General features: G+C 70.9%; 14 protein-coding genes. 4 read left to right on the top strand and 10 right to left on the bottom strand.

The genetic code is table 11. The features are described 5' to 3' along the window. Entirely contained in the window at positions 1 to 615 is a 615-nt protein-coding gene (locus tag AAEP80_RS15920; protein WP_281265174.1) for a superoxide dismutase, read from the top strand. A 69-nt stretch (positions 616 to 684) separates the two neighbouring features. Here the strand turns inward: AAEP80_RS15920 and AAEP80_RS15915 are convergent, their stop codons facing one another. Further along, positions 685 to 1260 (bottom strand): hypothetical protein, encoded by a 576-nt coding sequence (locus AAEP80_RS15915; protein ID WP_420365092.1) that lies wholly within the window; start codon positions 1258 to 1260, stop codon positions 685 to 687. Positions 1261 to 1414: 154 nt separating this feature from the next. Here AAEP80_RS15915 and AAEP80_RS15910 point away from each other — a divergent pair, with 154 nt between their 5' ends. Next, complete coding sequence (locus AAEP80_RS15910) at positions 1415 to 2389, top strand: carbohydrate kinase family protein (protein ID WP_420365091.1); 975 nt, start codon at positions 1415 to 1417, stop codon at positions 2387 to 2389. Positions 2390 to 2459: 70 nt separating this feature from the next. Here AAEP80_RS15910 and AAEP80_RS15905 read toward each other — a convergent pair whose 3' ends face one another. The 5 genes from AAEP80_RS15905 to upp form a co-directional block, all read right to left on the bottom strand. Then, positions 2460 to 3917 carry a serine hydrolase domain-containing protein gene (locus tag AAEP80_RS15905; protein ID WP_420365090.1) on the bottom strand — a complete coding sequence of 486 codons (1458 nt, stop codon included), beginning with the start codon at positions 3915 to 3917 and terminating at the stop codon, positions 2460 to 2462. Further along, complete coding sequence (locus tag AAEP80_RS15900) at positions 3914 to 5263, bottom strand: cryptochrome/photolyase family protein (protein ID WP_420365089.1); 1350 nt, start codon at positions 5261 to 5263, stop codon at positions 3914 to 3916. The genes AAEP80_RS15905 and AAEP80_RS15900 overlap by 4 nt, the downstream gene beginning before the upstream one ends. Then, entirely contained in the window at positions 5260 to 5775 is a 516-nt protein-coding gene (locus AAEP80_RS15895) for a MarR family winged helix-turn-helix transcriptional regulator (protein WP_420365088.1), read from the bottom strand. The genes AAEP80_RS15900 and AAEP80_RS15895 overlap by 4 nt, the downstream gene beginning before the upstream one ends. Positions 5776 to 6093: 318 nt before the next feature. Next, a complete protein-coding gene (locus tag AAEP80_RS15890) occupies positions 6094 to 6861 on the bottom strand; it encodes a winged helix-turn-helix domain-containing protein (protein WP_281265168.1) in 768 nt (255 codons plus the stop codon). Positions 6862 to 7278: 417 nt separating this feature from the next. Next, positions 7279 to 7914 (bottom strand): uracil phosphoribosyltransferase, encoded by a 636-nt coding sequence (gene upp / locus AAEP80_RS15885; protein ID WP_402729541.1) that lies wholly within the window; start codon positions 7912 to 7914, stop codon positions 7279 to 7281. Between the two features lie 76 nt (positions 7915 to 7990). Between upp and AAEP80_RS15880 the strand changes: the two genes are divergently transcribed. Further along, entirely contained in the window at positions 7991 to 8422 is a 432-nt protein-coding gene (locus tag AAEP80_RS15880; RefSeq protein ID WP_402729715.1) for a nucleoside deaminase, read from the top strand. Between the two features lie 4 nt (positions 8423 to 8426). On the opposite strand, the gene AAEP80_RS15875 is transcribed toward AAEP80_RS15880, so the two are convergent. Both AAEP80_RS15875 and AAEP80_RS15870 read right to left on the bottom strand, forming a co-directional pair. Continuing rightward, complete coding sequence (locus tag AAEP80_RS15875; protein ID WP_420365087.1) at positions 8427 to 8804, bottom strand: hypothetical protein; 378 nt, start codon at positions 8802 to 8804, stop codon at positions 8427 to 8429. A 48-nt stretch (positions 8805 to 8852) separates the two neighbouring features. Beyond that, on the bottom strand, positions 8853 to 9809 hold the full coding sequence (locus tag AAEP80_RS15870) for a cation diffusion facilitator family transporter (RefSeq protein ID WP_402729543.1): 957 nt from the start codon (positions 9807 to 9809) through the stop codon (positions 8853 to 8855). A 65-nt stretch (positions 9810 to 9874) separates the two neighbouring features. On the opposite strand from AAEP80_RS15870, the gene proC reads away from it, so the two are divergent. Then, complete coding sequence (proC, locus tag AAEP80_RS15865; RefSeq protein WP_420365086.1) at positions 9875 to 10705, top strand: pyrroline-5-carboxylate reductase; 831 nt, start codon at positions 9875 to 9877, stop codon at positions 10703 to 10705. A gap of 66 nt (positions 10706 to 10771) precedes the next feature. Here proC and AAEP80_RS15860 read toward each other — a convergent pair whose 3' ends face one another. Then, positions 10772 to 11467, bottom strand: a complete 696-nt coding sequence (locus tag AAEP80_RS15860) for a potassium channel family protein (protein ID WP_413601457.1) — start codon at positions 11465 to 11467, stop codon at positions 10772 to 10774. After that, positions 11460 to 12893, bottom strand: a complete 1434-nt coding sequence (locus AAEP80_RS15855; protein ID WP_420365085.1) for a TrkH family potassium uptake protein — start codon at positions 12891 to 12893, stop codon at positions 11460 to 11462. Before AAEP80_RS15855 ends, AAEP80_RS15860 begins: the two co-directional genes overlap by 8 nt. Positions 12894 to 12918: the final 25 nt, after the last annotated feature.

Genomic DNA, 12918 nt, shown 5'->3' with positions numbered 1-12918 from the left:
ATGGCTGAGTACACCCTGCCGGAGCTGCCGTACGACTACGCCGCACTCGAGCCGCACATCAGCGGCAAGATCATGCAGCTGCACCACGACAAGCACCACCAGACCTACGTCACGGGTGCGAACACCGCGCTCGAGCAGATCGCGGAAGCGCGCGAGTCGGGCAACCTCGGGGCGATCAACAAGCTCGAGAAGGACCTCGCCTTCAACCTCGGCGGTCACGTCAACCACTCGATCTTCTGGACCAACCTCGGCCCGGACACGAAGGTCCCGGAGGGCGAGCTCGCCGCGGCCATCGACGAGTTCTTCGGCTCCTTCGAGAAGTTCCAGGCCCAGTTCACCGCCGTCGCGACCGGCATCCAGGGCTCCGGCTGGTCCGTGCTGGCCTGGGACACCGTCGGCCAGAAGCTGACGACGTTCCAGCTGTTCGACCAGCAGGCGAACGTGCCCCTCGGTCTCGTCCCGATCTTCATGCTCGACATGTGGGAGCACGCCTTCTACCTCGACTACCTCAACGTCAAGGCCGACTACGTCAAGGCCGTGTGGAACATCGTCGACTGGGAGAACGTCGCGGCTCGCTTCGCGAACGCGAAGTCGCAGCGCTTCGTCACGCTCTGATCTGACGGCAGAACGGACGGGAGGCACGGTGCCAGCTGGCACCGTGCCTCCCGTCCGTCATGGGTCGCGTCAGGCCGAGGTGAGGGTCGCGCCGGCGACGAGCTTGTGCGCGAGGTCGCGGAGGGCGTTGTCGGGATCGGCGTGTTCGCGGTCCACGATCGCACCCCACTGGATGCCGCGCGCGAGGAGCACTGCCGCCTGGGCCGCACGGTCGGCATCGTGTTCCCCGTAGCCGTGCGCACGGCACCAGTCGGCGATCGACACGATCTGCGCGCGGTGCACCGTTCGCTCGCGGTCGCGGCCGTCGAGCGACTCGACGGCGCCGAGCTCGAAGGTGAGCCGCGCGGCCAGGGACCGCTCCGGGTCGTCGAGGCCGCCGAACACCTGCACCAGGTAGGACGTGAGTGCGAGATCGTCGGCGTCCGGGTCGAGCGCGATGTCGGCCGTCGCTGCCGCGAGGTGCTCCACCACCGCGCCGATCAGGGCCTCGCGCGTCCCGAAGTGGTAGACGATCGGGTACGCGCTGGTGCCGAGCACGCGCCCGAGGCTGCGCACGGACACGTCTTCGATCTTGGTGTCCTGCAGGTGCTGCGCGACCTTGCGCACGATGGCGGGCTTCAGGGTCGGGTCTGGCTTGCGCGGCATGTCGTCTCCGGCGATGGTCTCGGCGTGTCGCTGGAATGCGACTCACGGGTATATTAGCGGCAGAGTCCGACATCGGGCTGAGAGATGTGATGACACCCGCAAGGTGAACGCCCTCAAAGTGGAGATTTGCTCGCCTTCACGTACACTGAGGGCGATGTCATCACTGCCCGAGCCCTCCGCGGCCGCTCCGAGCGCCTCCAGGGCCAGCGGTGGAGGCCGGGTCGGTGGGCGCCGTCGTGGCGTCGGGAAGCGGTTCCTGGTGGTGGGGGACCTGCTCGACGGCGTGCTCGTCCAGACCCGGGCAGCGGCGATCGGCGACCACGACCCCGCTGCAGTGATCCGACACCGCCCCGCGGGAGCTGCCGGCACGACCGCGACGTGGCTCGGGTGGCTCGGTGCCGAGGTCGACATGGTGGGTCGGGTCGGCGTCGACGACGTCTACCGACACGAGCGCGCGCTCGAGGACGCCGGCGTCCGACCGCACATCCGGTACGACGCGCGGACGTCGACCGGTGCGCTCGTCTCGGTGCGGGGACAGCGCGGCCGGACGTCGATGACGGACGGAGCCGCGAGCGCGCTGCTGTCCGCCGCCGACGTGCCGATCGAACTCGTCGCACGTGCCGACATCGTCCACCTGACAGGAGAGGCGATGCTCGGGTCCGGCGGGACCGACCGCCTCGTGGACCTCGTCGCCCGGGCGCGGACGGGCGCCGCGCGGGTCTCGCTCGACCCGTCCTCGATCGCGGCCGTGCGCCTGGTCGGCGGTCCCGCGTTCCTCGCGGCGGTGCGCGGCGTGGACCTCATCGTCCCGAATCGAGCCGAGGCGCTCGAACTCACCGGGGCGGACGAGCCGGAAGACGCCGTTCGGGTGCTCACCCGCCACGTCCCGCTGGTCGTCGTGACGCTCGGAGTCGACGGCGTGCTGGTCGGGCGTCCCGGGCGCACCCCGCAGCGGGTCCCGGCGACTCCGGCCACGGTGGTCGACGGGATCGGGGCCGGTGACGCGTTCGCGGCCGGGTTCATCCGCGCATGGGCGACTGATCCGGTCCGCGTCGGGGCGGCCGCACGGGAGGGCACCCGCGTCGCCGCTCGCGCCGTCGGGTTCGTCGGGGGCCGCCCGCCGGTGTGACCGAGTGGCCCGTCGGCCGCGGCCTGGGCGGTCCGGGCGCGGCTGGCCGACGTTCGGCGGTTGCTGCCCGTCAGCGTTCGGCGGGCTCAGCCGTGCAGATCAGGGTCTGGACGAGTCCTGCGGCGAGCGGCGCCAGCCGGATCTCCACACGGAGTCGGCCGTTCGTCGCCGGCAACCACCAGCGGAGGTGCGTCAGCGCGGACGACTGCTCCGCCACCGCCGCCGCCGACAGGTCGGCGCCGACGGTGCGGACGGCCTCGGCGATCGCCGAGCGCCGGCGATCGTACGGCACGTCCAGCGCGACGTTCGGGGTGCAGATCGCGTCTGCCAGGTCGTCGCTCCAGTCGGACAGGAGGCGCGACACGGCACCCTGCGCGGCTCGCGTCTCCGGGAGCACCGTCACGGGTGACCGGTGGGTGGTACCCGCCGTGGCGGCCCCCGCCGCGAGCAGCAGATCGTGCGCGGTCTCGGTCGGGACGGAGACCTTCGCCTGGGTCGCGTTCTCGAAGGCGACGACACCGAGGCCGGTCTGCGCGGACCACCGCATGTGCGCCGAGAAGCCCGGGTAGCCGCCGGAGTGGGAGACGATCGAGCCGTGGTCGTCGTCGTGCTCGACGAACAGTCCGAAGCCGTAGCCGATCGGACGCTTCGCACCCGGGAACGCGCTTCGGGGGATCTGCCGCATCGCCTGCTGCATGAGTCGGCGATCGGCGGGGGAGACCGGCCCGGCCTCGGCGGCGTCACCGGTGCGGATCGGGGTGAACGCCGACGACAGGTGCCGCGCCCACCGCGACAAGTCGGTGACGGTCGAGAAGAGCCCACCGATCGGTGAGAAGGCACCAGGGCCGGAGAGGGGGAGGGGTTCCCACGACCCGTCGTGTGGCCGAGCCCCGACCACGACGAACCGGCGGGCGTCGGCAGCGGCGAAGACGGTGTCGTCCAGACCGAGCGGGCGGAGGACGGCGTCCGAGGCGACCTGGGTGAACGGGCGACCGGCCACGACGGCGATCGCGCGGCCGAGCAGGGCGTAGCCGAGGTTCGAGTACGCGAAGCCGGTGCCGGGGACGGAGTCGAACAACAGGCCCGCGCGGAGCACCGCGTCGAGCTCGTCGTCGGAGATGGGCTCTTGCCGGTCGCCCCACGGATCGTCGGTGGGGAACCCGGCCGACATGGTCAGCAGCATCCGGAGCGTGGGGACGGGGGAGTCCGGTGTCGGGAGCCGCACGTCGGCGAACGCCGGGACGAAGTCGGTGATCGGTGCGTCGAGGGAGACCAGGCCGTCAGCGACCAGGCCGAGGAGCGTGGCGGCCGTGACGCTCTTCGTGCAGGACGCGATCCGGTAGACCGTGTCGGCGTCCGGCGCGGCACCGTCCCCGCGGTCACCGTGTCCACCGGAGGCCACGAGTCCGTCCGCGTCGAACACGCCCCACACGGAGCTCGGCGCGACGCCGCGCTCGACCCGGTCGCGGAACAGCGCGTCGATCTGCTCGATCGTGGCGGAGTCGATCGTGGCGGAGTCGATCGTCATGCGTGCCGCATCCTGTCGTAGGCGTCGAGCGCCCGCTTCCTGGTCTCCTTGAGGTCGACCATCGGCTCGGGACGGTCTTCGTCCGACGGGACCCACCGCCGCACGTACTCCCGGTGCGGGTCGAACCGTTCGAGCTGGCGCTCGGGGTTGAAGACGCGGAAGTACGGTGCGGCGTCGAACCCGGAGCCGGCGACCCACTGCCAGTTGCCGGGGTTGTTCGCGGCGTCGGCGTCCACCAGGGTGTCCCAGAACCACTGCTCGCCGACACGCCAGTCGACCAGGAGGTTCTTCACGAGGAAGCTCGCGGTCACCAGGCGCATCCGGTTGTGCATCGCACCGGTGTGCCAGAGCTCGCGCATCCCGGCGTCGACGAGGTCGATCCCGGTCCTGCCCTGCTGCCAGCGTTCGAGTTCCGATGCGGATGCACGTCGCCACGGGAACGCGTCGAACTCGCGTCGGACGTTGACCGTCGCGATGTCGTCGCAGTGGAAGTACTCGTTCCAGTTGAACTCGCGCCACGCGAGCTGCCGGAGGAACCCGGGTGCCTGCTTGCGCTGGTCTGGCTCGAGTCGCTCGTGCAGTCGGTGCCACACCTGGTACGGGCTGATCTCGCCCCAGCGCAGGTGCGGGGACAGTCCGCTCGTGGCGTCCATCGAGGGCTCGTCGCGCTGGTCGTAGTCCTCGAGCGCGTGGTCGACGAAGTGCTCCAGCCGGCGTGCGGCACCCTGCTCGCCGGGCTCCCACGTGTCGCGGAGCCCGCCTGCCCAGTCAGGCGTGGTCGGCAGGAGGTCCCAGTCGCCGAGGGAGTCGCCCGTCGCACGTGCCGGCGACGGGAGGTCGCGTGGCTTCGGCAGCGGGTGCCGCGGCTCCGGCATCGCCTGCGCTGCGTTCCAGAACGGCGTGAAGACCTTGAACGGCTCGCCCTGCCCGGTGAGCACGGTCCACGGTTCCCAGAGCAGGTTCGCCGCGAAGCTGTGCGCCTCGATCCCGCGGTCGGTCAGCGACGACTTGATGCCGGCGTCGATCTCTCGCTCGGCAGCCCCGTAGCGGCGGTTCCAGTAGACCGCCTCTGCTCCGGTGTCCGCGACGAGCTCGTCGATCGTGTCAGCGGCCGCTCCTCGGCGGAGCACCAGCCGTGAGCCGCGGTCGTGCAACTCGGCGTCGAGCGCGGCGAGCGAGTGGTGCAGCCACCACCGAGCGGCGGCACCGATCGCGCGGACGCCGGGGCTCTCGGCGTCGAGGACGTAGACCACCGTGACGTGTCCGCCGTGGTCGATCCCGGCGCGCAGGGCGGGGTTGTCCGCGAGACGCAGGTCGTCGCGGAGCCAGACGATCGCGCCCGTCACACCGTGGCCGGATCGGTCTGGGGCAGGGCCCGGTCGATGCGTCGGGCAGGTGGGGCGTCCGCCGAGGCGACGCGCAACTTGGTGCAGAGGTCTGTCAGCGTCCGCTGCTCCGACTCCGTGAGCCCGGCGCCGACCTGGGCGGCGATGCTCGCTGCGTGCTGGACGGCCACGGCACGGTAGACGTCGAACCCGAGCGGCGTGAGGGCCACGATGACACCGCGTGCATCGGTCGGGTCCGGCTGCTTCTCGACGATGCCGCGTGCGGTGAGCCGGTCGACGAGACGGCTGACGCTCGGCTGCGTCAGGAGCAGGTGCCCGGTGAGGTCGCGCATCCGGCAGCGGCGTCCGGGCTGCGTGGAGAGGTTGAAGCAGACGTCGTACTCGTTGAAGGAGATCTCCCCGCCGGGGAACTCGGAGTTGAGGTTCCGCATCACCGTGACCTGGGCGCGGAACAGCGCTTCCCATGCGGCCACGGCGGTCGCCTTGTCGCTGACGCGCGCCTTGTCGTTCACGCTGTCACTCCCTCTGTCCGGTGGTCCTCCAGCCTACCGACGGCATCCGACACCGGGAGCCGGACATGCGCTTCCGACATGCGCTCCCGACGTGCGCTTCCGACAGATGCACGAGGGCCGGTCGCTCATCGAGCGACCGGCCCTCTCCCTTGCACCAAGAGTGTCCTGCAATCACATTCCGCAGACGCTGCCACAGCAAACACCGTCTGCACGAACGACTGTATAACGAAGCGGTAACGGGCGCCAGCCGGAAGAGCCGTCGTTCGCTGCGAGTTCACCAAGAGGGGCACAAGCGTCGGGTGTGCGCGCCCCGATGGCTCAGAAGAGGTCGGGCGACGGGGTCGACGCGTAGCGCACGGCGACGTCCGCGTGGCGGTCGAACCGGTAGCCGACGCCACGGACCGTGCGGACGATCTCCTCGAACGCGCCGAGCTTCGACCGGAGGCGCCGCACGTGCACGTCGATCGTGCGCTCGTTCGGGGTCTCGTCCTCGCCGTCCGACCAGAGCCCCTCGATGATCGCCGAGCGGTCGACGGTGCGTCCCTCGCGGAGGACGAGGAACTGCAGCAGCTCGAACTCCTTGTACGTCAGGGGAGCGGCTTCACCGTCGAGCACGACGCGCTTCCGGGAGATGTCGATGACGACGCCGGTCTCCTCGGGCTCGGGCTTCTCGGCCTGCTTGCGGGCGGCGACGGCCGAACGGTCCTGCAGCGCCAGGCGGACGACGTCGACGTCGCGTCCGCCGGAGTTCTCGGCGGCGACGGCGACTGCGGCGTAGGTCTCGGCGGTGGGGACCAGCTGCGCGGTCAGCGCCTTGAGCTGTTCCACGACTGCAGCCAGCGTGGTCCCGGCGGCTGCGGCCTTCTCCTCGTCGATGCCGACGTAGAGCGCGAAGCCGCGGGCCTCGGTGCCCTCTGGAAGGGCGCGGTTGCGCTGCGGGGCGACAACGGGGCTCGTCGGGATGGTCGTGGCCTCCGGCTGGACGGCGCCACGGCGGGGGCGGATCGGCGTGACCGTGCCGAGGTCGACCGGCGCCGGGGCGGCGGTGCGGAGCGAGGTGCGAGGCTGGGCGATGGTGAGCGACATGGTGGTTCTCCGGGCGATGAAGGTGTCGAATGCGTCGGCCCGGGTACGGCTGTGCCGATCGACGGAGCGTCGATGCGCCCTGCGGTCCTGCTGCGGACCGGGGCGGACCCGGGGGGAGTGGTGATCGACCTCGCGACGAACGTGCGCGTCGTCGGTGGTCGTCACCTGGGGATCACTCGCTCGCGACCGGGGTGGTGTCGCGGGGGATCCGGCTGGAACGAGTACCGATCAGGCACACATTCGACAACGCATGACGGCCATCGCCGGCATCATCGTGCCGGCGGTCCCCACTGCCCCTGCGGAGGAGCACGCCTTGGAGAAGACGCGGGTGGACACGGTTGCAGTCATGTCCATGAGTATCGGCGGTATACCAACCCGCTGTCAACCGTCCGAGTGGACGGTCCGCCCTGCCTGGCGCTACTCGGCCAGGCCGTAGAGACGGTCGCCGGCGTCGCCGAGTCCCGGGATGATGTAGCCGTTCTCGTCGAGCCGCTCGTCGAGCGCGCCCAGCACGATGGTGACGTCGCGGTCGGCGACGGCGTCCTCGACGGCCTTCAGACCCTCCGGGGCGCCGAGGATGCACACGCAGGTGACGGATTCGGCCCCGCGGGCGAAGAGGAAGTCGATCGCCGCGGCGAGGGTGCCACCGGTCGCGAGCATCGGGTCGAGCACGAAGCACTGCCGGCCCGTGAGGTCGTCGGGCAGGCGCTCGGCGTAGGTCTGCGGCTCGAGGGTCTCCTCGTTGCGCGCCATGCCGAGGAAGCCGACCTCTGCGGTGGGGACGAGCTTGACCATGCCCTCGAGCATGCCGAGCCCGGCACGCAGGATCGGGACGACCAACGGGCGGGGCTTGGCGATGGAGACGCCCATCGTCTGTGCCACCGGGGTCGAGATCGGGGTCGCCGTGACCCGGACGTTGCGCGTGGCTTCGTACGCGAGGAGCGTCACGAGCTCCTCGGTCAGCGCCCGGAACGTCGGGGAGGGTGTGGTCCGGTCGCGGAGCACCGAGAGCTTGTGGGTGATGAGCGGGTGGTCGGCGACGTGGACTCGCATAGGGTCGAGCCTACCGTGCCGCCAACCGCCAGGAGGTCCCGTGGAAGAGCCGGCAGCCCGCCCGTACCTCGCCGCGATGGAACGCGCGCTCGAGGAGGCCAGGGCGTGTCTGGCGACGGCGGACGTCCCCGTCGGCGCCGTGGTGCTCGACGAGCACGGCGCGGTGGTCGCGACCGGGCGCAACGAGCGCGAGGCCACGCAGGACCCGACGGCGCACGCCGAGGTGCTCGCGCTCCGGGCAGCCGCACGCGCGACGGGGGACTGGCACCTGGAACGGCACACCCTGGTCGTGACGCTCGAGCCGTGTCCGATGTGCGCCGGTGCGATCCTCGCCGCGCGCGTGCCGCGGATCGTCTTCGGCGCGTGGGACCCGAAGGCGGGGGCGTCCGGCAGCGTCTACGACATCGCCAGGGACCGTCGTCTGCCGCACCGGTCCGAGGTCGTCGCCGGTGTCCTCGAGGCGGAGTGCGCGGCGCTGCTCGACGACTTCTTCCAGCAGCGCCGCTGACGCGCTACTTCCAGAGCACCGCGATGAGCACGTTGACGATCGCGAGCGCACCGGCCGAGTGGAAGAACGGCAGCGCCGCCTTCGCCTTCGCTGTCCCGGCGTCAGCCCGCCTCTGGCGTGCACGAGCGACGAACGCAAGGACGAGCGCCACGGCGGCGATGACGAGCTTGACGCCGAGCTTGGCGTGGTTCGCCCCGCCGTCACTCGTCGCGTCGATGATGCCCATCATCCCGAGGCCGGTCACGAGCTGCGTGACGAGACCGGTGATCACCCAGAACGTCTGGAAGCCGCCCTTGCGGCGCATCTGCACCAGGAACGCGCCGATCACGGCCGCGAGGCCGATGAAGTGCAGGACGAGCAGGACGTTGAAGAGCACCGACATGGCTCCATCGTGGCGGACCGCCCGACGGCTCCGCCACGAAGGGGAACCTCAGTCGGCTGCCCTGATGACGATCGCCTCGGTGGGCGGACGCGGACCGGTGCGGAGCACGTCCGGCTCGACGTAGATGACCCGCGCGATCGGCACGGCCGCGCGGACCCGCTGTTCGACCGTGTCGATGCCGGCGGCGACGTCACCGAGCCGGCGGTCCCCGTCGACGGCGACCTTCACGCCGACCATCAGCTCGTCCGGACCGAGGTACAGGGTCTTGATGTGGATGATCGACTCGACCTCGGGGCCGTCGAGCACCGCGGCCTTGATGCGCTGGACGTCGGCGGCCGTCGCACCCTCGCCGACGAGCAGGCTCTTCGTCTCCACGCCGAGCACGAGCGCGACCGCGATGAGCAGCACCGCGATGAGGATCGTGCCGATGGCGTCGAACACCCCGTTGCCGGTGAGCACCGTCAGCCCGACGCCGAAGAACGCGAACACGAGGCCGCAGAGCGCCGCGGTGTCCTCCAGCATGACGACGGGCAGCTCAGGAGCCTTGGCCCGGCGGACGTACTGGACCCACGACAGCGCGCCCTTGTGCGGCTTCGCCTCCTTGAGCGCGGTCCGGAGCGAGAAGCCCTCGAGCCCGATCGCGATGACGAGCACCACCAGCGGCAGCCACCAGTTCTCGAGTGGGTGCGGGTGCTGCAGCTTCTCGATGCCCTCGTACAGGGAGAACACGCCACCGACGGAGAAGAGCACGATGGAGACGACGAACGCGTACACGTAGCGCTCGCGTCCGTACCCGAAGGGGTGTTCCTCGTCCGCAGCACGCCGGGCGCGTCGTCCGCCGAGGAGCAGCAGGAGCTGGTTCGCCGAGTCGGCGAGCGAGTGCACGCCCTCCGCGAGCATCGATGCCGACCCGCTGATCGCCGCGGCGACGAACTTCACGATCGCGATGCCGACGTTCGCGCCGAGTGCGGCGAAGATGGCCCGGTTGCCTCCGGAAGCGCTCACTGTGACCCCTGTCTCCTGATCTGCTGCACGATCCTACGCAGCCGGTCGATCGGTAGGGTCTGGGCATGACGATCGAACTCCCTCGCACCGCCCTCGTCGGCGTCGGATCCATGTCCGGCGCGGTCCTCGACGGGCTCCTCGCCGCCGGACTGTCCCCGGACACCGTGGTCGTGACGACGAAGTCCGAGTCGTCCGCCGCCGCCCACCGGGAGCGCGGACTCGACGCCCACGCGAGCGACACCGACGCCGACGCGAACCGCGCGGCCGTCCGCGGCGCGGCACTCGTCGTGCTCGGCGTGAAGCCGTTCGCGATCGGCGACGTCCTCGACGAGATCGCCGGCGACCTCGAGCCGGGTGCCGTGGTCGTGAGCGTCGCCGTCGGTGTGACGACGAGCGCGATGGAGGCGAGGGTCCCCGACACCGTGCGGGTCGTCCGTGCCCTCCCGAACACCCCCATCGGCGTCGGTCACGGCGTCACCGGGATCAGCGCTGGTGCGTCGGCCGACGCGGAGGCCGTCGCGCTCGCCTCGAGCCTCTTCGACGTGTCCGGCTCGGTCATCGAGGTGCCGGAGGACGAGCTCGACGCCCTGTCGGCGGTGTCCGGCTCCGGTCCCGCGTACGTGTTCCTGTTCATCGAGGAGTGGCAGCGCGCCGCCGAGTCGCTCGGCTTCACGCCCCAGCAGGCGGAGACGATGGTGCAGGGGACCGTCCGCGGCGCGGTCGAGCTGCTCGAGCGGTCCGCCAAGGCGCCGTCGGAGCTCCGGCGCGCGGTGACGAGCCCGAAGGGCACCACCGAGCGCGCTGTCGCGGTGCTGCAGGAGGCGGATCTGGCGGACACGCTCCGCCGTGCCGCGGACGCGGCGATCGCGCGCGCCGAGGAACTGTCGAAGCTCTAGACGGAACCAGGAGACGGACGGGAGGCTCGGTGCGGGCCCGCACCGAGCCTCCCGTCCGTCTCCGCCCTATTCCAGGGCTGCGAAGCGTTCCAAGGCCGTCGTCGACCCAGACACGATGATCACGTCGTGCTCGCCGATGACGCTGTCCGGCGTCGCCGGCACGAAGGCCTCACCAGGCGGCTTGATGCCGAGCACCGTCAGTCCGAACCGCGTCCGGATCGCGGTGGTGCCGAGGTCCTTCCCCCGGACCGCGCGCGGCGGGAACATCTTGACGACCGCGAAGTCGTCGTCGAACTCGATGAAGTCGAGCATCCGACCGGAGACGAGGTGCGCCGTGCGCTCGCCGGCCTCGCGTTCCGGGTAGACGACGTGGTTCGCGCCGATGCGGGACAGGATCGTGCCGTGCGAGCGGCTGATCGCCTTCGCCCAGATCTGGGGGATGCCGAGGTCCACGAGGTTCGCGGTGATGAGGACGCTCGACTCCAGGTCGCTGCCGGTCCCGACGACCGCGATCGGGAAGTCCTGCGCGCCGATCTGCCGGAGCGCGTCGATGTCCGTCGCGTCGGCCTGGACCGCGTGCGTGACGCGGTCCGACCACTTCTGGACGAGCCCGGCGTCCGTGTCCACGACGAGGACCTCGCGGTCCTGCCGTTCGAGCTGCCCGGCGGTGGCGGCGCCGAAGCGGCCGAGACCGATGACGAGCACCGGGGCGTCGTGGCTGACGGCACCGAGCGGGTGCTGCTGGTGGGTTCGGTCAGCCAACGATCGGCCTCTCCTCTGGGCGGCGGAACAGTTGCCGGCTCTGGCTGGCGGCCAGTGCTGCGGCGATGGTCACTGTACCGACACGACCGAGGAACATCGTGGCCGCGAGGACGTACTTGCCGGACTCCGGCAGGTCGGCGGAGACCCCTGATGACAGGCCGCACGTGGCGAAGGCCGAGATCACCTCGAACAGCACCCGGTCCAGGGACTCGTGCGTGATCTGCAGCAGCACGACCGTGGCGACGGCGACGATCGTGGCGCCCCACAGCACGACGGCCACGGCGACGCGGAGCACGTCGCTCGGGATCCGTCGGCCGAACGCCTCCATGCTCTGCCGGCCACGCGCCTCGGCGACCGCCGCGAGGAACAGGACCGCGAGCGTCGTGACCTTGATGCCACCAGCGGTCGATGCCGAGCCGCCGCCGATGAACATGAGCATGTCGGTGACGAGCAGGCTCGAACCGTTGAGCTGGTCGAAGTCGACGAGCGAGAAGCCGCCTGACCGGGTCATCGTCGACAGGAAGAGCGCCTGGAACGCGGTGCGGCCGGCACCCTCCTCACCGAACGTGGTCGGGTTCGAGGCCTCCAGCGCGATGTAGACGATCGCCCCGCCGACGAGCAGCACGGCGCTGGTGGCCAGGGTGAGCTTGACGTGGATCGGCCACCTCCGCGGCGTGCGGAGCTGCTTCGTGAGTGCGCGGATCACCGGGAAGCCGATCGAGCCGGCGACGACGCCGACCATCAGCAGCGAGAGGAACCAGTAGTCGTGCGCGAACGGGTCGAGGCCGCTGGCGTTCGGCGAGAACCCGGTGTTCGTGAACGCCATGGCCGCGTAGTAGAAGGAGTCGCCGACGGCCGTCCAGAAGGGGATGCCGGCGATGAGCACCGACGGCAGGAGCAGGAGCCCCAGCGCGATCTCGATCGACAGGGTGCTCACCGCGACCGTCGCGAGCAGCGTGCCGACCTCACCGAGCCGGACGGCCTGCCCCTCCGGGACGGCACCGTGGTGCGTCCGCAGCGGGTTCGAGTCGCCTGCCGCCATGAGCTTCGCGCGGAGCCCGAGCTTCCTGGTCACGAACAGCCCGAGGATCGACGCGAACGTCAGCACCCCGACCGCACCGATCTGCGTCCCGATCACCACGAGCGTCTTGCCGAACACCGACCAGTGCGTGGCCATGTCGACGGTGGACAGCCCGGTCACGCAGACGACCGACGCCGCGGTGAAGAGCGCGTCCGCGAAGTGCGTCGACTGGCGATCGGCGGCGGCGATCGGCGTCATGAACAGGAACGTGAACACGAGGATGAGCGCGACGAACACCATGATCGCGAGGCGCGACGGCGAGGAACGGAGCACGGTCCCGATCCGGGAGGCGCGTCGCCGGGCAGGGCTCGCTGAGACGGACGGCGGCTCCGTGCGGTCGAGCATCGTATGCCTCCGGGGACATGGGCGG

It is taken from the genome of Curtobacterium sp. L3-7, assembly GCF_048756585.1.
Lineage (GTDB): Bacteria > Actinomycetota > Actinomycetes > Actinomycetales > Microbacteriaceae > Curtobacterium.
Note: the sequence above shows the minus strand (reverse complement) of the source record. Positions and strands in the feature narration are given on the sequence as shown.